A 19,401-nucleotide genomic window follows, 5' to 3' on the forward strand; every position below is an offset into this window, starting at 1 on the left:
TCCACACAAAATTCTTTTGATTGATTTGGACTTGTTATGATTGATCTTGGCGCTGGGGACACTCGCATCAGTCGCCTTGTTTCAGTCCCCTTGCCGCGCGGTCTCCTCGTCGCGGGGATGCAGCCAGTTGTCGAGCACGATCGCGGCCAGCAGCACCACGCCCTTGATGATGTTCTGCACCTCGCTGTTGACGTCCATGATCGTGAAGGCGTTGAGCAGCGTGCCGATCAGGACGCAGCCGACCACGACGCTGAACACGCTGCCGCGGCCGCCGATCAGGCTGATGCCGCCGATCACGACGACGAGGACGACGTCGAAGATCATGGTGCCCTGCGTGATCGCCATCTGCATGCTGCCCGTGGTGCCGACCCAGACCAGGCCTGCAATCCAGGCGAGCAGCGCAACCAGCACGTGCTCGAGCACGATCAGCGGCCGCAGCGGAATGCCGGTCAGCCGCGCCGCGTCCGGATTGTCGCCCTGCGCATAGATGAAGCGGCCGATCGAGGTGCGCGATAGGAACAGATGCATCGCGATCGCACAGGCCGCGAACACCAGGATCGGAACCGGGACGCCGAACAGCCGTCCGGCGCCGAGATACATCAGGCCCGGCGCATCCTTCGGCGCGTAGACCACCCAGGCCGGCGCGATCCAGAACGCGAGGCCGTAAATCACGAAACCGGCGGCCAGCGTCACGAACAGCGCCGGCGCCTCGACGAAGGCCACCATCACGCCGTTGACGACGCCGATCAGCACCGCAATTGCCAACGCCAGCAGCACTGCCGTGAAAACGGGCATGCCGTTCTGCATATAGATCAGCGCGATCGCCCAGGAACCCGCCATGATCGCGACCTCGGAGAGGTCGATGCCGCGGCTGATCACGATCAGCCCCATGCCGAGGCCGAGCACGCCGAGGATGGAAATACTGCGCAACAGATTGAGCAGGTTGGAGACGGTGGCAAAACCGTTCAGCGTCAGGCCGAACACCACCAGAAGCGCGATCGTGATCAGGAGCACGATCTGCTCCTGGCTCGGCTTTGCGAACATTGAGCCCGAGCGAGATGATGCCGCAGGGACAGCAACGCCGCGCGATGGCGATTGCACGCTCATCGTTTCCTCCAGGTATTATTTTGCTTGAGACTTTAAGAGTGGCAACTCATATTCGTCAAATGCATTCGACGGATACGGATTGATTATTTACATGCATGTGCGCGATATCGATCTGAACCTGTTCGTGGTGTTCGACGCGATCTATTCCGAGGGCGGCGTCAGCCGTGCCTGCTTCCGTCTCAACCTGACGCAGCCCGCGGTGAGCCACGCGCTGAGCCGGCTGCGCGCGATGTTCAACGATCCCTTGTTCGTGCGCCGCCATCACGTGATGACGCCGACGCCGCTGGCGCGCCAGATCATCACCACGGTGCGCCAGGCGCTCAACGGCCTCGAGACGACGCTGACCCACACCAACCGCTTCGATCCGGCGAAGACGCCGAAGCGCTTCGTGATCGGCCTGCGCAACAATCTCGAGGCGCCGATGCTGAGCGCGCTGATCAACCGCATCAGCAGCGTCGCGCCGCTGGTCGAGATCGCCACGGTGCGCAGCGAGCGCAACAATCTGGAGCGGGAGCTCGCCGCCGGCACGCTCGATGTTGCGATCGATACGCTGCTGCCGCTGTCGACCGAGGTGCGGCGCGAGCAGGTCCTGACCGAGCATATCGCGGTGTTCGCCCGGCGCGGCCATCCCGAGCTCGGCGCGCGGCTCGACAAGAAGGCCTATCTGCGCATGGAGCATGTCTGCGTGACGTCGCGGCGCAGCGGCGTGTCGTTCGAGGATTTCCAGCTGCAGCGCCTCGGCTTGACCCGCACCGTCCGCCTGACCTGCCAGAATTTCGCGACCGCCTGCCATGTCGTGAGCCGCAGCAACATGCTGCTGACGGCATCGGAAAGCGCCGCCTCGGTGCTGGAGGATCCCGGGTTGTTGCAGTGCTTCCCCTGCCCGTTCCCGATCAGCCCGCACGTCAACTATCTCTACTGGCATGCCACCGCCGAGGGCGACACCACCAATCAATGGCTGCGCGAGCAGCTGCGTGCCGCCGCCGCGCTGCTGGCCGGCAGCCGCTTCAGCAAGAAGAGCCGCCGCGCGGCGAAGACCGGCCCGAAGGTGGCAATCCCGATCCCGACCAGCATCGCCGCAGAATAGAAGCGCGGCCTCGCGCCTCCGCTTCACCTCGCCCCGCGTGCGGGGAGAGGTCGCATCGCATCAAAGATGCGATGCGGGTGAGGGGGAGTCTCCGCGCACGCACCTATCGCCATATTCGCGGAGACAGCCCCTCACCCCACCCCTCCAAGAGCAAGCTTCGCTTGTCTCGACCCCGTAAGAACGGGGAGAGGGAGCACATCGGGATGCGCCGCTAAAGTCCGCTCAGCCCACTATCCACCGCCAGCGTCTGCGCGGTGACATAGACGCTCTCATCCGACATGAAGAACAGCACGGCATAGGCGATCTCCCACGCCGTCGCCTGGCGGCCGAACGGGACCTGGCTCTTGCCGCGTGACGGCCGGCCTGCGCCGGCCTCGCGGCCGTTCGGCGTATCGACCAGGCCGGGATAGACCAGGTTGGCGCGGATGCCGCGCCGCGCGCCGGTATGGGCGATGTTGCGCATCAGACCGCCGAGCGCGGCCTTGGAGGAATCATACACCGCCATCTGCGATCCCGCCTTCAGCGCCGCGATCGAGGAGATGAACACGATCGAGCCGCCATCGGCGAATTTCGGCAGAGCGGCGCGGCAGCACAGCATCGGACCGCGGACGTTCACGTCGTAGATTTTGTTCCATTCCTCGGCGCTGACATTATCGAGCCCGGTCTTGCCGAAGGTGCCGATGTTCAGCACCATGCCGTCGAGCCCGCCCATCGCGTGATGAGCTTCATCAATCATCCTGATGACGTCGGCTTCCCTGGTCACGTCGGCGGCGATCGCGAAGGCGCGACCGCCATCAGCGGCGATGCGCGCGACTGTGTCCTCGGCGGAGGCGCGGTTGAGGTCGGCGACCGCGACATGCGCGCCCTCGCGGGCGAACAGCAGGCTCATCGCGCGGCCATTGCCGATCGGATCGGTCGCGGCATCGAACACGCGCTGGCCGCCGCCAACCACCAGGATGCGGCGGCCAGTGAGGCGTCCCCTGCCCGGCGCCGTGCCGGACGATTCCGCGCTTAGGGGACGGACATAGCGCTCCGGCTTGGAGTCTTGCGAGATCTCCGACATCCGATCACCCACGCTTCCTGCCGCTCTCGTAGACCACCATGCCGGCGGCCGGATCGAGATCGGTCTCGGTCGCTTCCGTCAGTCGCGCCATCATCATGTAGAAGCCGAGCGTGACGATCGCCTCGACGATCTCCTGATCGCTGAAATGCTCGCGCACCCCTGCGAAGGCCACATCGCCGACCCGCACCTTCTCGACCACCTCGCGGCCGAAGCCGAGCAGCGCACGCTCGGCAGCGTTCAGCGAAGCATCGTCGTAATGGCCGCGCTCGACGGCATCGATCTGCGCTTGCGTCACGCCGACGCCGAGCGCGATCGGCACATGCTGGCGCCATTCATAGGCGCCGCCCTCGAGCTGCGCCGCCTGCAGGATCAGCAGCTCGCGATTGACCGCGGAGAGTTTCTGCTTGTGCAGGATCGAGTTGGCGAGCCGCATCAGGGGCATCGCATTGGTCTCGGCATGGGCCATCATGCAGAAGATGTTGAGCTTGACCGGCATGCGGTCGAACGCCGCGCGGATGTCGCCGCTCGTGGTATCCGGATCAATCAAAGGCAGCCTTGCCACGCGTCTCTCCCTTTTTTCGTTGTTTGTTGTCCGAGATATCTGCGTCCCTGGCCGCAATCAGCGACAGGAAGAACGCGAGATAGCGGTCGATCGCCTCGATCACCTTCGGTCGCGGCGAGGCCTCCGCGCCCATCACGTAATGTTCGAGCCTGACATAGATCAGGCCGGCCGCGAACAGCCGCGCCGCCTCGCGCGGATCCGAGGTCGAGATCAATCCGGCCAGCGCGAAGCCGCGGAAGTAGTCCGTCATCAGGCTTTGTTCGCGCGCATAGAAATGGTCGGCGAACTTGGCCCGAATGCCGGGCACGCGGTTGCGTTCGGCGGTGATGACCTTCTGGAACTGATGCTCGCGCGGATCGGACCATTGTTCGACGAGATCGAGCGCGAACTGGCGGCAGAACGCGGTCGGCCGCCGTGCCAGCTGCCGGTAGCGCGACTCCTCGAGCCGGTCGGCCGAACTCGCCGGGCCGTGCTCGCTGACGATCGCTTCGAGGATCGCGGCCTTGCCGGGAAAATGATTGTAGAGGCTGCTCTCGCGGATGCCGACGCGGCGCGCGAGTTCGCGCATCGAGGCCCCGCCATAGCCGCTCTGCGCGAACAGGCAGAGCGCCTCGCTGAGGATGCGCTCACGGGTGGATGTTGCGACCGCCTCGGCCGCGCTGGATATGGAAGCCGCCATGGCGCCTTGACTAACGAACGATCGTTCGCTAGTCAACCGTACGAACGATCGTTCGTCTGCTCGACGGCGGGTCAAGATCCCCGGCGAGGCGAAGTGCTCGCGTTTCAACTCCGCCCCGAAGAGGCGGAGGGCAATCTGGGGAGATCACGTCATGGCGTACCTCGTCCGCTCTCATTTGCGCGCGGCCCTTGTCCTGCTGCCGCTCATCGCCGCAGGTGCCGCGCGAGCCGAGAGCGCGAAATACGACGCAGGCACCGATGACAAGTCGATCAAGATCGGAACCACTGCGCCGCTCTCCGGTCCTGTCTCCGCTTTCGCGCAGATCGCGAAATCGGCGGAGGCCTATTTCCGCAAGGTGAACGACGACGGCGGCATCAACGGCCGGCGCATCCAGATGATGATCGCCGACGACGCCTACAGCCCGCCGAAGACGGTGGAGCAGACACGCCGCCTGGTCGAGAGCGACGAGGTGCTGTTGATCTTCGGCGGCGTCGGCACGCCGACCAACAGCGCCGTGCACAAATATCTCAACGACAGGAAGGTGCCGCAGCTCTTCCTCGGCTCGGGTGCGGCGAAGTGGGACGATCCGAAGAATTTTCCGTGGACCGTCGGTTGGCAGCCGACCTATCGCGACGAGGCGATCGCCTACGCCAAATACATCAAGGCGAGCCATCCGAACGCCAAGGTCGGCGTGCTCTATCAGAATGACGACCTCGGCAAGGACTATCTGAAGGCGCTGGAGGAAGGCCTCGGCAGCACCGAGGCCATCGCGGCGCGCGCGCCGTATGAGACGTCAGCGCCCACCATCGACACGCAGATATTGCTGCTCAAGAGCAGCGGCGCCGACGTGGTGCTGGTCGCGGCGACACCGAAATTCGCGGCGCAGGCGATCCGCAAGATCGGCGAGATCGGGTGGAAGCCCACCACCATCATCTCCAATGTCTCGGCCTCGATCAGCGGCGTGCTCGAACCCGCCGGCCGCGACAATTCCACCGGCGTGATCTCGAGCCAGTACCTGAAGGATTCGACCGACCCGACGCTGAAGGACGATTCCGGCTACAAGCAATGGGTCGCCTTCATGGACAAGTATTTGCCCGACGCCAACAAGAGCGACTGGCTCAATGTCTACGGCTACACCATCGCACAGACGCTGGTCGCGGTGCTGAAGGCCTCCGGCAACGACCTGACCCGCGCCAATGTGATGAAGCAGGCGACCAGCATGAGGGATCTGCATCTGCCGATGCTGATCAACGGCACGGCGGTCAGCAATTCGCCGGAGCACTATACGCCGATGACCAGCCTGCAACTGATCCGCTACGATGGCACGCGCTGGGTGCCGTTCGGCGACCTCATCAAGAACTGAGCACGGCATGCGCCAGATCACCATCGGCAGCATGCGGATCGATCGGCTGGTCGAAATCCCCGCGCTCGCCTTCGAAAAGACATGGCTGTTCGCCAACGTCACCGACGAGGTCATCGCCGCGAACCGAAGCTGGCTCGATCACCGCTATATCGAGCCGGAGACCGGCCGCTTCATCCTGAGCCACCACTCCTATCTGGTGCGTACGCCGCGCTGGACCGCTGTCGTCGATACCTGCTGCGGCAATCACAAGCCACGTCCGCGCGTGCCGGTGTGGGACAATCTCAACCAGCCCTATCTGGAAAACATGGCCGCGCTGGGCGTGCAACCCGAGCAGGTCGACTTCGTGATGTGCACGCATCTCCATGTTGACCACGTCGGCTGGAACACGCGGCTGCTCAACGGGCGCTGGGTGCCGACCTTTCCGAAGGCGCGCTATCTGATGGGACGCGCCGAGTTCCGGCACTGGGAGGCCGCGCACCGCGCGAGCCCGTCGGCACCGGTCAATCACGGCTCGTTCGAGGACTCCGTGCTACCGGTCGTCGCGGCCGGACAGGCCGAATTCGTCGAGACCAATCATCTGTTGTTCGACGATCGCGATGCGGGCTTGCGCTTTGCGCCGGCGCCGGGCCACACCGCCGGCAACATGCAGATCCATCTCGACGGCGGCGGCGCTCATGCCGTGATGTCGGGCGATGTGATCCATCATCCGATCCAGTGCGCGGAGCCTTGGCTATCCAATGCCGCCGACGTCGATCCCGCGGCAGCGCTCGCCACCCGCGTGACGCTGCTGGCGCAGTTGGCCGATACACCGAGCTATTTGCTGACAGGGCACTTCCCTGCCCCGACGGCAGGCCGCGTGGTCCGGCATGGCGACGCGTTCAGGTTCAGGTTCGAGGATTGAGCGTCTGAGAAGATCGGGCCAGGAGGGCTCCGCGAAACCAGCGACGCCCCGTCTTCCGTTCGCCCTCGCCAGCGCGGCCGGGATCGAAGTCAAATAGCGCGATCCAGCCATGCGGTTCCGCGCTTGAATCCGCATCGACGGGCAGGCATAAGGGCTGCCATCTCCCTTAAAAAATGACCTTAGCCCAAGGATTTATGATGCCCGCCTATCGCTCCCGCACCACCACCCACGGCCGCAACATGGCGGGTGCTCGCGGCCTCTGGCGCGCCACCGGCATGAAGAACGAGGACTTCGGCAAGCCGATCATCGCGGTGGTCAATTCCTTCACCCAGTTCGTGCCCGGCCACGTCCATCTCCAGAACCTGGGCCAGCTGGTCGCACGCGAGATCGAGAAGGCCGGCGGGGTGGCAAAAGAGTTCAACACCATCGCGGTCGACGACGGCATCGCGATGGGCCATGACGGCATGCTCTACAGCCTGCCCTCGCGCGAGCTGATCGCCGACAGCGTCGAATACATGGTCAACGCGCATTGCGCCGACGCGATGGTCTGCATCTCCAACTGCGACAAGATCACGCCCGGCATGCTGATGGCGACGCTGCGCCTCAACATCCCGACCGTGTTCGTCTCGGGCGGCCCGATGGAATCGGGCAAGATCCTGCTCAAGGGCAAGAAGCGCGCGGTCGACCTGATCGACGCGATGGTCGCCGCCGCCGACTCCAATGTGTCAGACGACGAGGTCGAGGTGATCGAGCGCTCGGCCTGCCCGACCTGCGGCTCCTGCTCGGGCATGTTCACCGCGAATTCGATGAACTGCCTGACCGAGGCGCTCGGCCTCGCGCTGCCCGGCAACGGCTCGGTGCTGGCGACCCATGCCGACCGCAAGAGCCTGTTCGTCGAGGCCGGCCATTTGATCGTCGATCTCGCCCGCCGCTATTACGAGCAGGACGACGCCAAGGTGCTGCCGCGCAACATCGCGAACTTCAAGTCGTTCGAGAACGCGATGACGCTCGACATCGCGATGGGCGGCTCGACCAACACCGTGCTGCATCTGCTCGCCGCCGCGCGCGAGGGCGAGGTGCCGTTCACGATGGCCGACATCGACCGTCTGTCGCGCAAGGTGCCGGTGCTGTGCAAGGTCGCACCTTCGGTGCAGGACGTCCACATGGAGGACGTGCATCACGCCGGCGGCATCATGGCGATCCTCGGCGAGCTCGACCGCGCCAAGCTGCTCACGACCGACGGCCCGACCGTGCACGCCTCGACGCTCGACGACGCGCTGAACCGCTGGGACGTGGTGCGGACCACGAGCGACAAGGTGCGCAATTTCTATCGCGCAGCCCCCGGCGGCGTGCCGACCCAGGAAGCCTTCAGCCAGGACCGTCGCTTCGACGAGGTCGATCTCGACCGCGAAAAGGGCGTCATCCGCGGCGCCGCGCATGCCTATTCCAAGGACGGCGGGCTCGCCGTGCTGTTCGGCAATCTTGCGGAAGACGGCTGCATCGTGAAGACCGCCGGCGTCGATCAGAGCATCCTGAAGTTTTCGGGTCCCGCCCGCATTTTCGAAAGCCAGGACGCATCGGTCGACGCCATCCTCACCAACAAGGTGAAGGCCGGCGATGTCGTGCTGATCCGCTATGAAGGTCCGCGCGGCGGCCCGGGCATGCAGGAGATGCTCTATCCGACCAGCTATCTGAAGTCGAAGGGGCTCGGAAAGGCCTGCGCGCTGATCACCGACGGCCGCTTCTCCGGCGGATCGTCGGGCCTGTCGATCGGCCACGTCTCGCCGGAAGCCGCCGAAGGCGGCCTGATCGGCCTGGTCGAGGAAGGCGACATCATCGAGTTCGACATCCCGAACCGCAAGGTCAACCTCAAGGTCGACGATGCCGAGTTGAAACGGCGGCGTGCGGCGATGGAAGCCAAGGGCAACGCGGCGTGGAAGCCGGCAGCGCCGCGCAAGCGCGCGGTCTCGACCGCGCTGAAAGCCTATGCGGCGTTCGCCAGCAGCGCGGCGAAGGGAGCCGTGCGCATCCTGCCGGAGTGATACGCGCGACGATGTCCGCAGCGTCCCCTACCTCTCCCAAGGGAGAGGTGATTTTCGATGCCAATCGTGTCCGGCTGCGCGCGCGATGCGTCAGTTCACGTGCAAGTCGGCCGCTTCGATCCGGATGCGGTCGGCGTGCAGTGACCAGTCGCACAGCGATTGTTCCTGACAGAATTTGACCTTGGCCATCTCGGTGGCCTGGCCTTCGCTCATCGCGTCGATCTCGAGCGCGCCCTGGCAGACCTCGCGCTCGCGGCCATTGCCGCCGAGCACGTCCTTCATGAAATGAACGACGAAGCGTGACATGGAACCCTCCCTGCAGGACCGGCAGAGCCCGGGAGTACCACGTTAGCACTAACGCGAAATGGGGGTGAGTTAATTCGGAAGGACGCGTGCGACCGTTCGCAGCGGGGAAAGCTAGGCGCCGGCCTGGGGCAGGCTGGCGGCAGCGATCGCGACGATCTGCGCAATGCGGCGGCCGATCTTGGCGGGCGCGTTGCGGAGCAATGACTGGACCTGTCGCATGACACATCTTCCTTCCATGCCCGGTATGGTCGGGCACATCGGGAAAATGGCGATTTGGGGCTAAGTCGTCGATATCTCAGGGAAAATAACAACGGACGCTTCGCGAGGCGGCGCTTTGGCAGTGGGTTTGTTGCCTCGATCGAGGCTCCGGCGAAGGAGATATTCTCCGGCGTTTTTGGGCCCACACACCCGCGCACGGCTCGCCATCTGCGTAAGCGACGCACCGGCGCAAGGGTTTCCTTCCCCTCGCGGTAACCCTCCCCCCGCAAGGGTCCCACAAGGGGGGCGTTTGCACGATTTCGGAATATTAGAAATGTACCCCTGAGTTGCCCGACGCGTCAAGTCGCCTGGTCGAACGCCGGCAGCCGCCGGCTCCTTTGCATGGGGTTGTTTTCGATATTTTGGCCGCGCGCGCAGCCGCGGCACCCCTCGCGAGTGAGGGACGCACCAACGGCAGGGTTCCCTCCCCCCTTGCGGGGGAGGGTTAGGGAGAGGGGTACCACACGGGTGCTCTCTCACTCTGCGTTCGGACGACGCAGGGTCCGAATTGCGATGATCGTGCCTTCGTCGGTTGTCTCGCCCGGGGCCACCCCTCTCCCCACCCTCTCCCGCAAGGGGAGAGGGTGCCCACGAGCGTGCTCCCCTGACAAGATCAGGCAGTGCGTGCCAGTATCAGCGCCACCTAGCCGGGCATAAACCCGAACGCCTTCTCGAACCGCTTCGCATAGACCGGCCAGACCTCGGGATTGATGACGCGCGGCGGGCGCTTGCCGTCGAGCGCATCGAGGATCTGTTCAGCGGCGATCCGGCCCATGTTGATGCGCGCTTCGCGGGTGACGCCGGCGGTGTGCGGGCTCGCCAGCACGTTGTCGAACTGCAGCAGCGGATGATCCGGCGGCGGCGGCTCCTTGGCCCAGACGTCGAGGCCGGCGCCGGCGATGCGTTTTTCACGCAGCGCCTCCTCGAGCGCCTTCTCATCATGGATGAAGCCGCGCGCGGTCGTGACGAAGTAAGCGTGCGGCTGCATCAGCGCGAATTCGCGCGCGCCGATCATGCCCCGGCTCTTGCTGTCCAGCGGACAGGAGATCGAGACGAAATCCGCCCGGCGCAGGAGATCGTCGAGCTCGACCTTCTCGCCGCCCCGCTTCGCCATCTCGTCTGCCGCCAGATACGGATCGTAGGCAATCACCTTCATGTGCAAGAGGCCCTTGCACAGCTCGGCGATGCGGCGGCCGACATTGCCGAGACCGACGATGCCGACGGTCTTCTCCTTCAGCTCGTTGCCGATCAGATCGTTGCGGTTGACATTGGCCTCGCGCCGCAGCCGGCGGTCGGACTGGATGATCCGCTTCGACAGCGTCAGCATCATGCCGAGCGCGTGCTCGGCGACCGAATTGGCATTGCCGCCGGACTGGTTGACGACCAGCACCCCCGCCGCGGTGCAGGCCTCGACGTCGACGGGATCGAAGCCGGCGCCGTTCGAGGACACGATCAGAAGGTTCGGCGCGCGCTTCAACAGCTCGGCATGGGCATGGAAATGCGGCGCCAGCTCATCGCGGGCGGCGCCGATCTGGTAGGCATGCGCATCCGCCAGCACGGGGGCGAATTGCGCCTCCGGCGTCTCGTTCTCCAGACGGTCGAGCCGGACATCCGGCCGCTTCTTCAGGATATCGACATAGATCTCGTGGGCGAGGTATTTGACGTAGAACACGCGCTTGTTGTTGACGGTCATATCTTCGGGCAGCTTTCAGTTTGGGAAGCCATAGAGTTTTGCGGGATTGTCGACGAGGATGCGGTGCCGGGTCGCGGCGTCCGGCGTCCACGCCTGGAACAGCGTCAGAAGATGGCCGGCATCGGGCATTTCGCCCTCGACCCGCGGATGCGGCCAGTCGCCGCCCCACACCAGCCGCTCCGGATTGGCGGATACCAGCGCCTCGTGGAACGGCCGCGCATCCGGATAATCCGGCGCGCGCTGGCTGAGGCGATGGGCGCCTGACAGCTTGGCCCAGCACCAGCCCTCGCCGACCGCACGCAGCAGGCTCTGAAAGCCGGCGGTGTTGATGCCGGCGGCAGCATCGGTGCGCCCCATGTGATCGACCACCACCGGCAGCCCCAGCGCCTTCAGCGTCGGGATCGTGTCGGGCAGATCCTTCACGTCGATCCAGAGCTGCAGGTGCCAGCCGAGCTCAGCCATCACGGCCGCATGGGTCTCGGCGACGCCGAGCGGGATGCCGCCGCGGTAGTGCAACTGGCCACCGCGGAAGAAATGATTGAAGCGCAACGCGCGCACGCCGAGCACATGCCATTGCCGCAGCGTGCCCACCGCCACGTCGGCATCGGCCACCGCGACGCCGCGCAGCCGCGCCGGCTCGCGCTGCAAGGCATCCAGCATCGCCGAATTGTCGCGGCCATGCGCACTGCCCTGCACCAGCACGCCGCGGGCAAATCCAAGCGCGTCGAGCATGCCGAGATAGGTCTTAAGCGGCGCGTCGGGCGGCGTGTAGCTGCGATCATTGGCATAGGGGAAGCGGTCGGCCGGGCCGAACACATGCGCATGCGTATCGCAGGCCTTCGCCGGCAGCTTCTCGCGCGGCGGCGTGACGGGTCGCGGCGGCAGGCAGGCGGGAATCTCTGATGCGGCCATCGCTATTCCGCCTTCATGCCGGCGGCCTTGATGATCGGCCCCCATTTGTCGTAGTCGGCCTTGATCTTGGCAGCGAACTTGTCCGGCGTGCTCCCGATCGAGATCGCACCGAGCTTGCCGAGCCGCTCCTTCACGGCATCGGTGTTCACCGCCGCGACGAAATCGTGCGAGATCTTCGCAACGAGATCGGGCGGCATGTTACCGGGACCGAGCAGGCCCCACCACACCTCGGTGTCGTAGCCCGGCACGGTCTCCGACATGCTGGGCACGTCAGGCAGGAACGGCGCGCGCGAGGCCGTCGTCACCGCCAGCGCGCGAACGGTGCCGGCCTGCAACTGCCCGACCGATTCCGGCCCGTTGTTGAACGACATCGGAATTTGTCCACCGATCAGATCGTTGATCGCGGGCGCGCCGCCCTTGTAGGGGATCGCATTGATCTCGATTTTTGCGAGATAGTTCAGCAGCTCGCCGGCGAGATGGGTCGAGGTGCCGTTGCCGGCATGGGCGAATGACAGGCTGCCGGGCTTCGCCTTCGCCGCGGCGATGACGTCGCTGACCGACTTGAACGGGGAGTCCGCCCGCACCAGCAGCACGTTCGGCGACGACGCCAACAGCGAGATCGGCGAGAAATCCTTGAAGGTGTCGTAGGGCAGCTTTGGATAAAGGAACGGATTGGTGGCGTGCCCGCTCGCCACCATGATCAGATTGTAGCCATCAGGCGCGGAGCTTGCGATCGCCTGCGAGGCGATCACCCCGCCGGCGCCGGGACGGTTCTCGACGACGATCGATTGCGTCCAGGTTTTCGATACGGCTTCGGCCAGCGTGCGCGTCAGCACGTCGACGCCTCCGCCGGACGGATATGGAACGAGGATGTGAACGGCCTTGGCCGGGTATGGCTGCGCGGACGCGAAGCCGGCCGCAACCATGGCCGCTGCCACAATGGCGGTCCGCCAGACCCATCCGGCCATCGACGCCTCCCGTCCCTTGATCGTTCCGTCCCTTTGTCGTTACCGTCTGTATCGCACGCCGGTTCGACTCAGCGATGGCCGAATTGCGCAGATCACGTTGCGGCCGCGGCATGTTGACAATCACAGGCACCGCGTCAAGTTTCGATCCGCAAGCGAACATCAGCGTCGCACGAGCAGGGAGGACAGGATGGCGGCCGCGGAACAAGCCTCGTCCCAGAAGACGGCGACCACCTGGCACGGCATCGTGCTGCAGACGCTGAAGCGGAACGAGATCAAGCTGGTGCCCTATGTGCCCGACCGGGTGCTGACCACGCTGATCAAGGACCTGCACGCCGATCCCTATTTCACGACATTTCCGGCCGCGCGCGAGGAAGAGGCCGTCGGCATCGTCTCCGGCGCCTGGATGGCCGGCATGCGCGGCGCGGTGCTGATGCAGACCTCGGGCTTTGCCACGCTCGCCAACGTGCTGGCCTCGCTCGCGGTGCCCTATCAGATCCCGCTGATCATGTTCGTCTCGGAGCGCGGCACGCTCGGCGAGTTCAACTACGGCCAGGCGCTGGTCTGCCGCACCATGCGCCCGGTGCTGGATTCGCTGGCGATGGAGCACCACACCATCACAAGACTCGACGAGCTCGAATTCATCGCCGACCGCTCGATCAAGCAGGCCGTCACCACCCAGGCGCCGGTGGCGCTGATCCTCTCGCCGCTGTTGACCGGCGGCAAGACCTTCGACAAGTGAGATCAGCCATGACCAACACCCCCGCGCGCAACACCAAGGTGATGAACCGCTTCGATCTGACCCAGCGCCTCGTCGCCGGATTGAAGGACGAGGCCGTGATCGGCGGCATCGGCAACACCAATTTCGATCTCTGGGCCGCCGGCCACCGCCCCGAGAATTTTTACATGCTGGGCAGCATGGGGCTGGCGTTTCCGATCGCACTCGGCGTTGCCCTCGCGCAGCCGAAACGGCGCGTGTTCGCGCTCGAAGGCGACGGCTCGCTGCTGATGCAACTCGGCTGCCTCTCGACCATCGCGACGCTGGCGCCGAAAAACCTGACGATGGTGGTGATGGACAACGGCATCTACCAGATCACCGGAAGCCAGCCGACGCCTGCCGCGGGCCATACCGATCTCGTCGCAGTCGCGATCGCCAGCGGCCTCGCCAACAGCTCATGGGCCGCCGACGAGGACGATTTCGAGCGACTGATCGCGCAGTCGAAGCAGGCTGCAGGGCCCACGCTGATCGGCGTCCGCATCGACGACAAGCCCGGCACCGGAACCACCCGCCGCGACCCCGTGCAGATCCGCGAACGGTTCATGCATGGGATGGGAGTGAGGCAGCCTTTGTAGCCGAGGAAGAGCTCGCAGCCTACGCCCCGTCATTGCGAGGAGCGAAGCGACCAAGCAATCCATCTTTCTACGCATCCGGAGAGATGGACTGCTTCGCTTCACTCGCAATGACGGCAATGGATGCTCAATTCATCCGCAATTCGGTAATGTGCCGCGGATCCGGCTTCAGCTCGCCGCGTTCGACGCGCTTGACGATGTCGGTCAGCGCGGCGTTGGCCGCGCATGACATGCCGAGCTTCTCGCCCTCGCGCACCACAAAACCGTTGAGGAATTCGATCTCGGTGCGGCGGCCCTTCTGCATGTCCTGGCCCATCGAGGGTCGCTGCGCGGACGAGGTGCGCTTGGCATCCTTGAAGCGCTGCTCGTCGCAGGCACGGGTCGCGGCCTCGTCGCCCTCGCCGGCGCGGGCGATGGTCTCGGGCGGCAGATGCAGGATCTCTTCCAGCTGATAGCCATGCGCCTGGCCAACGCGGATCGCCTCGCTGCCGAGCCGCGTCGAGAACCGGCGCAGCGGTTCGCTCTGCAGCACCTCGCCGCCCGCCAGACCCGTGCAGGCCGAGAGCCCTTTGCCCATCACATTGGCGACGAGCTTGGACCAGCGCTCGCCCCAGAGATTTGAGGTGACCTTGGCGCTGTCGGAATGAGCGACCAGCCGGCACACCTCCTCCGCCCGCGCGGTGATGCGGCCATGCACCTCGCCGGCGCGAAACACGGTATGCGCTGCGCCGCCCTTGCCGGCGCCGCGGTGGATATGGCCGGGCCCGGGCAGATTGACGGTGATGCTGCTCGCGATGCAGCCGAGCGTCTTGCCCCAGCCGACGACGCCGGCGATCGTCTCCTCGTTCATGCAGTTCTGCAGCGACACGACATAGCCGTCCGCCGCCAGATATTGCCGGATCAGCATGGTGGCCCAGGCCGTGTCGTAGGACTTCATGCAGACGAAGGCGATGTCGACCGGCTTCTCCTTGGCGAGCTGCTGCGCGTCGGTGATATCAAGCGCACGCACCGGCACCGAGAACTCGGCAACATCCATCGCGTGGGTGACGCGCAGTCCGTGCTTGCGCATGTGCTCGACATGCTCGGGCCAGGGATCGATGAAGGTGACGTCCTCACCCGCCTGCGCCATATGCGCACCGGCATAGCCGCCGACCGCACCCGCGCCGACGATCGCGATCTTCCGACCCATGTTTCCATCCCCTGATCTTGTCCGAAGCAGACGCTTGCTGCGTCCGTTGCCGACCAGTCTAGGGGATCAGGCGGTCAGGCCAACCGGTCGCTTCATGAAAAAACGGGCCTGTGCCATGCCAGTATTCATGGGGCCGAAAAAAATCCCCGCGGGCGAGCTGCCCGCGAGGATGTCCGCAGTCAGATGAAGCCAGGCGCAATCAGTCGATGATCTTGACGATCCGGTGGGTGCGCGCGTCAACGATCACACGGCGATCATTGACGACCGCATAGCGATACTCGGTGTAGCGCGGCACCGGGCGGAGCACGACGGTGTCGGGCAGCGGCTCACCGACCACGACGCGTTCGCGCACCACGACCGACGGCTCGTTGCGCGGGATCGAGGAGATCACCGCATTCGGAATCTCGAGGCCGGCGCCGACCGCAGCACCAACCGTACCGCCGACGATCTCGCCCAGCGGGCCCGCGATCTCGCCGCCGGTCCGCGCACCGTTCGCGGCGCCCGCAGCAGTCGTGGACTGCGCGAAGGCCGAACCGGACGCGAGCAGCGACGCAGCAACGACAAGGGAAACGGCAAAACGCTTGTTCATCATTCTCCTCCTCCGAGTTGATCGACGCATCTCAACATCGGAGCGAATGAGACGTTCCAGTTCCAGCGCGGCAACTTGCGCGTAAATTCTGGTTCCGCAGCAACCACCTGTGGTTCCGGCGCAAATGAGAATGCTGCTTCGAGCATGTCGCAATCGGCATTCATCATTGGTTCAGGTTCAGAGACGGTTCAGTGCAGTCCGCAGTGCGCGTCCTTCACTGCGGCGGCTTCTGTTCGGTGCGTCGTCTTGACGTTCGCGGTCTCGGCGCCGGTGTAGCCACCGGCTTGATGCGGATCCGCATCGCGCCACCCTTCGGATGATCGATCTCGAAGGCGTTGGTCCTGCGCACCAGTTCGCCGAGGGTGCGGAAGCCGTAAGTCCGTTGATCGAAATCCGATGCGACATTGGCAAGCTGGCGTCCGACCTCGCCAAGCGTCACCCAGCCATCTTCACTGGCGATCTGGCCGAGCACCTTCTTGATGATCGGCGTCGCGGTCTCGGGCGGCTGCAATGGCTGAGCACGCGCGGCCGAGTCCTGGTTGCTGGCCGCACCGCCGCGCAAATTCTCGGTATAGACGAACCTGCGGCAGGCCTGCCGGAAACTTTCCGGCGTCTTCTGCTCGCCGAACCCAAACACATCGATGCCGTGCTCGCGGATGCGCGCGGCAAGCCGGGTGAAATCGCTGTCCGACGACACCAGGCAGAAGCCATCGAACCGGCCGCTGTGCAGCAGGTCCATCGCGTCGATCACGAGGGTGATGTCGGATGCATTCTTGCCGGTGGTGTAGGCGAATTGCTGCTGCGGGATGATGGCGTGCTTGGACAGGATGTCGGCCCAGCCCTTGGACCTCGGGTTGGAGAAGTCGCCATAGATGCGGCGCACGCTGGCCTCGCCGATCTTGGCGATCTCCTCGAACAGCCCGTCGGCGATCTTTGCGGATGCATTGTCGGCGTCGATCAGGACGGCGAGACGGGGCGAGCGAAGTTCGGACGGCATGGCATTTCTCAGCTGGGACGCGATGGATCAAGATTCGCACATCGCGCGTCCCAGGCATAGACCAAGCGGCCGCCGGTTCGCCGTCACGGCAGTGGCCGGTCGTGCGGCTCAGATCACCTCGCCGAGGTCGATCGCGCGCCTGGCGAACTCGATGGCCTTCTCGGCGGTGATCGCATCCGCTGTGGTCGTGGCCTCGTCGCGCACCGACGGCGGCGAGGCGATCCGGATCTTCTTGCCGTTCGAGCGGCGGATGGTCGCGCGCCAGCGATCGACATCGCGGCGGTAGGCATCGATGACAAAGTCCCGGTAGGCGACGCCGCTCATCAGCGGCTGAAGCGTTGCCATTTCGGCACCGGCCGGCCGGCTCGCGATCTCGCGCACCATCTCGACAATCGTCTCGACGGCGTGCTCACGCGCGACGCCGGTCACGTCCCTGAGCAAATAGCTCACCGCCGCGCCGATCTGCGCCCTGGCGCGATCGTCGCTCGCAAAATCCGAATCGACCTGAATTGACATGATGGGGAATACGCCTCCTCCGGACGCAATATCGGACGCTTCCAGGCATCCGGCACGCTGCAACCAAGAGACGTTTAGTCGGCTCCCCATTAAAGCCGGATTATCCGTTAGCCCCCGATTTCTCGGACGCCGTTAACCGGGTCTTGATGTCGCTTCGGAACCTGTCCGAAGCGGCATCGAACCGCGGTCCGATCACAGAGCACCCCCGCTCCGCGCCGATTTGTCCCCAGCCCCGTCGGGCGCCGCCGGCGGGTTCGCGCCGCCAATCCGCTCGTGATCTCCAATTGACATATCACTGCTATTTGTGTGACATTTTATGAAATGGGCCGACAAGAGCCCGGCCACGTCCACTTGGGCAAGTCCACTTGGGGAGGACAGCAATGACCATTTCCGACGTCACCGCATCGGCCGGAAGCCGGGCTCCGGCCGCCGTCGCGCGCACCGCGCAGGCGCAGCAGGTCGCCGACATCGCGGCACGCCTCGAACGCCTGCCGCTGACCTCCTATCAGCGCTGGATCTTCGGGATCATCGCAACCGCATGGCTCTTCGACAGCATGGACCTGGCCGCGCTCACTTTCGTGCTCGGCTCGATCCGCCAGACCTTCGGCCTGTCGACGGCGGAAGCCGGGCTGCTGTCCAGCATGAGCTTCCTCGGCATGTTCGCGGGCGCCGCGTCCGCCGGCCTGCTGGCCGACCGCTTCGGCCGCGCCCGCGTCTTCCAGGTCAGCATGATCTTCTGGGGATTGGGCAGCCTGTGCTGCGGTCTCTCGACGACGGCGACCGCGCTCGGCGCGTCCCGCCTGCTGCTCGGCTTCGGCATGGGCATGGAGTTTCCCGTCGCGCAATCGATGGTCTCGGAAATCATGCCGGCCAGCAACCGGGGCCGCTACATCGCGTTCCTTGAAGGGTTTTGGCCGCTCGGCTTCATCGCGTCGGGCCTGTTGACCTACTTCGTGCTGCAGGCCGCCGACTGGCGCTGGGTCTTCATCCTGCAGGCGATCCCGGCCGTCTTCGTACTTGTGGTACGGCGCTATGTTCCGGAATCGCCGCGCTGGCTCGCCTCCCACGGCTATTCCGAGCGGGCCGAAGCGACCGTGCGCGACATCGAAAGCAGGGTGCGTGATCGCATGGGCAGCAAGGACCTGCCGCCGGTCGTGCGCCAAGCCGCCGCTCCCGCGTCCGAAACGACCGGGCTGAGGACGCTGTTCTCAGGCATCTACGCCAGGCGGACCACAATGTTGTGGACCTTGTGGTTCTTCGCGCTGCTCGGCTTCTACGGTCTGACCACGTGGCTCGGCGCGCTGCTGCAGGCAAAGGGATTCCCGATCACCAAGTCGGTGTTCTACACCATCATGATCTCGCTCGCGGGCATCCCCGGCTTCCTGGTCTCGGCGTGGCTCGTCGAATCCTGGGGCCGCAAGGCGACGCTGGTGATGAACCTGCTCTGCGGCGCAATCGCCTGCCATTTCTACGGCTCGGCGGCGGACCAGACCCAGCTCATCATTGCCGGCCTCTGCATGCAATTCTTCCTGTTCGGCATGTGGTCGGCGCTCTACGCCTATACGCCTGAATTGTACCCGACCCATGTCCGGGCGACCGGAACCGGATTTGCCTCCGCGGTCGGCCGAATCGGTTCGCTGATCGGTCCATATGTGATCGGCGTGATCCTGCCCGCGGCGGGACAGAGCGGTGTGTTCGCACTGGGCGCCGGCGCGTTCGTGGTGGCGGCGCTGGCCGTGCTGTTGCTCGGCGAGGAAACCCGCGGCCGGACCCTGGAAAGCATTTCGCACTGATGATGCGCTGCTGTTCGCTGCACGCGGCC

The 19,401-nt window shown here is 65.1% G+C and carries 19 protein-coding genes; 7 read left to right on the forward strand and 12 right to left on the reverse strand.

The genetic code is table 11. The features are described from left to right. Positions 1-81: 81 nt before the first annotated feature. Positions 82-1,044 (reverse strand): ABC transporter permease, encoded by a 963-nt coding sequence (locus tag FBZ93_RS04440; RefSeq protein WP_146984775.1) that lies wholly within the window; start codon positions 1,042-1,044, stop codon positions 82-84. 154 nt (positions 1,045-1,198) lie between these two features. Between FBZ93_RS04440 and FBZ93_RS04445 the strand changes: the two genes are divergently transcribed. Continuing rightward, positions 1,199-2,194, forward strand: a complete 996-nt coding sequence (locus FBZ93_RS04445) for a LysR family transcriptional regulator (protein WP_146984776.1) — start codon at positions 1,199-1,201, stop codon at positions 2,192-2,194. 211 nt (positions 2,195-2,405) lie between these two features. On the opposite strand, the gene FBZ93_RS04450 is transcribed toward FBZ93_RS04445, so the two are convergent. From FBZ93_RS04450 to FBZ93_RS04460, 3 genes are read right to left on the reverse strand one after another with little or no spacing between them, the layout of a single operon-like run. Beyond that, the gene (locus tag FBZ93_RS04450) at positions 2,406-3,257 is read right to left on the reverse strand and encodes an SDR family NAD(P)-dependent oxidoreductase (protein WP_146984777.1); all 852 of its coding nucleotides are present in this window, start codon (positions 3,255-3,257) and stop codon (positions 2,406-2,408) included. 4 nt (positions 3,258-3,261) lie between these two features. Further along, entirely contained in the window at positions 3,262-3,819 is a 558-nt protein-coding gene (locus FBZ93_RS04455) for a carboxymuconolactone decarboxylase family protein (protein WP_146984778.1), read from the reverse strand. Next, complete coding sequence (locus FBZ93_RS04460) at positions 3,797-4,498, reverse strand: TetR/AcrR family transcriptional regulator (protein WP_146984779.1); 702 nt, start codon at positions 4,496-4,498, stop codon at positions 3,797-3,799. Before FBZ93_RS04460 ends, FBZ93_RS04455 begins: the two co-directional genes overlap by 23 nt. A 151-nt stretch (positions 4,499-4,649) precedes the next feature. Between FBZ93_RS04460 and FBZ93_RS04465 the strand changes: the two genes are divergently transcribed. The 3 genes from FBZ93_RS04465 (at position 4,650) to ilvD (ending at position 8,804) form a co-directional block, all read left to right on the forward strand. Further along, positions 4,650-5,861, forward strand: coding sequence for an ABC transporter substrate-binding protein (locus tag FBZ93_RS04465; RefSeq protein ID WP_146984780.1), 1,212 nt, complete (start codon positions 4,650-4,652; stop codon positions 5,859-5,861). A 7-nt stretch (positions 5,862-5,868) separates the two neighbouring features. Further along, entirely contained in the window at positions 5,869-6,762 is an 894-nt protein-coding gene (locus FBZ93_RS04470; RefSeq protein ID WP_146984781.1) for an MBL fold metallo-hydrolase, read from the forward strand. A 197-nt stretch (positions 6,763-6,959) separates the two neighbouring features. Then, positions 6,960-8,804 carry a dihydroxy-acid dehydratase gene (gene ilvD / locus FBZ93_RS04475; protein WP_146984782.1) on the forward strand — a complete coding sequence of 615 codons (1,845 nt, stop codon included), beginning with the start codon at positions 6,960-6,962 and terminating at the stop codon, positions 8,802-8,804. A gap of 90 nt (positions 8,805-8,894) precedes the next feature. Here ilvD and FBZ93_RS04480 read toward each other — a convergent pair whose 3' ends face one another. From FBZ93_RS04480 to FBZ93_RS04500, 4 genes are all read right to left on the reverse strand, one after another. Further along, positions 8,895-9,110, reverse strand: a complete 216-nt coding sequence (locus tag FBZ93_RS04480; RefSeq protein WP_146984783.1) for a hypothetical protein — start codon at positions 9,108-9,110, stop codon at positions 8,895-8,897. A gap of 901 nt (positions 9,111-10,011) precedes the next feature. Continuing rightward, entirely contained in the window at positions 10,012-11,061 is a 1,050-nt protein-coding gene (locus FBZ93_RS04490; RefSeq protein ID WP_146984784.1) for a hydroxyacid dehydrogenase, read from the reverse strand. A gap of 15 nt (positions 11,062-11,076) precedes the next feature. Beyond that, on the reverse strand, positions 11,077-11,973 hold the full coding sequence (locus FBZ93_RS04495; protein WP_146984785.1) for an amidohydrolase family protein: 897 nt from the start codon (positions 11,971-11,973) through the stop codon (positions 11,077-11,079). Between the two features lie 2 nt (positions 11,974-11,975). Beyond that, positions 11,976-12,941, reverse strand: coding sequence for a Bug family tripartite tricarboxylate transporter substrate binding protein (locus FBZ93_RS04500; RefSeq protein WP_146984786.1), 966 nt, complete (start codon positions 12,939-12,941; stop codon positions 11,976-11,978). A 187-nt stretch (positions 12,942-13,128) separates the two neighbouring features. Here FBZ93_RS04500 and FBZ93_RS04505 point away from each other — a divergent pair, with 187 nt between their 5' ends. Further along, the gene (locus FBZ93_RS04505) at positions 13,129-13,680 is read left to right on the forward strand and encodes a thiamine pyrophosphate-binding protein (RefSeq protein ID WP_146984787.1); all 552 of its coding nucleotides are present in this window, start codon (positions 13,129-13,131) and stop codon (positions 13,678-13,680) included. An 8-nt stretch (positions 13,681-13,688) separates the two neighbouring features. After that, the gene (locus FBZ93_RS04510; protein WP_146984788.1) at positions 13,689-14,291 is read left to right on the forward strand and encodes a thiamine pyrophosphate-dependent enzyme; all 603 of its coding nucleotides are present in this window, start codon (positions 13,689-13,691) and stop codon (positions 14,289-14,291) included. 124 nt (positions 14,292-14,415) lie between these two features. Here FBZ93_RS04510 and FBZ93_RS04515 read toward each other — a convergent pair whose 3' ends face one another. The 4 genes from FBZ93_RS04515 to FBZ93_RS04530 all read right to left on the reverse strand — a co-directional run bounded on the left by FBZ93_RS04515 (position 14,416) and on the right by FBZ93_RS04530 (position 17,579). Beyond that, on the reverse strand, positions 14,416-15,477 hold the full coding sequence (locus tag FBZ93_RS04515; RefSeq protein WP_146984789.1) for a ketopantoate reductase family protein: 1,062 nt from the start codon (positions 15,475-15,477) through the stop codon (positions 14,416-14,418). Between the two features lie 199 nt (positions 15,478-15,676). Further along, positions 15,677-16,066: a DUF1236 domain-containing protein gene (locus FBZ93_RS04520; protein WP_146984790.1), complete on the reverse strand. Its 390-nt coding sequence runs from the start codon at positions 16,064-16,066 to the stop codon at positions 15,677-15,679. A 214-nt stretch (positions 16,067-16,280) separates the two neighbouring features. Next, positions 16,281-17,063, reverse strand: coding sequence for an NYN domain-containing protein (locus FBZ93_RS04525; RefSeq protein WP_146984791.1), 783 nt, complete (start codon positions 17,061-17,063; stop codon positions 16,281-16,283). 108 nt (positions 17,064-17,171) lie between these two features. Further along, a complete protein-coding gene (locus FBZ93_RS04530) occupies positions 17,172-17,579 on the reverse strand; it encodes a hypothetical protein (protein ID WP_146984792.1) in 408 nt (135 codons plus the stop codon). 380 nt (positions 17,580-17,959) lie between these two features. Here FBZ93_RS04530 and FBZ93_RS04535 point away from each other — a divergent pair, with 380 nt between their 5' ends. Then, positions 17,960-19,372: an MFS transporter gene (locus tag FBZ93_RS04535; protein ID WP_146984793.1), complete on the forward strand. Its 1,413-nt coding sequence runs from the start codon at positions 17,960-17,962 to the stop codon at positions 19,370-19,372. The last annotated feature ends 29 nt before the right edge of the window (positions 19,373-19,401 follow it).

The sequence above is a fragment of the Bradyrhizobium macuxiense genome, from assembly GCF_007993935.1.
In the GTDB taxonomy this organism is placed as follows: domain Bacteria; phylum Pseudomonadota; class Alphaproteobacteria; order Rhizobiales; family Xanthobacteraceae; genus Bradyrhizobium; species Bradyrhizobium macuxiense_A.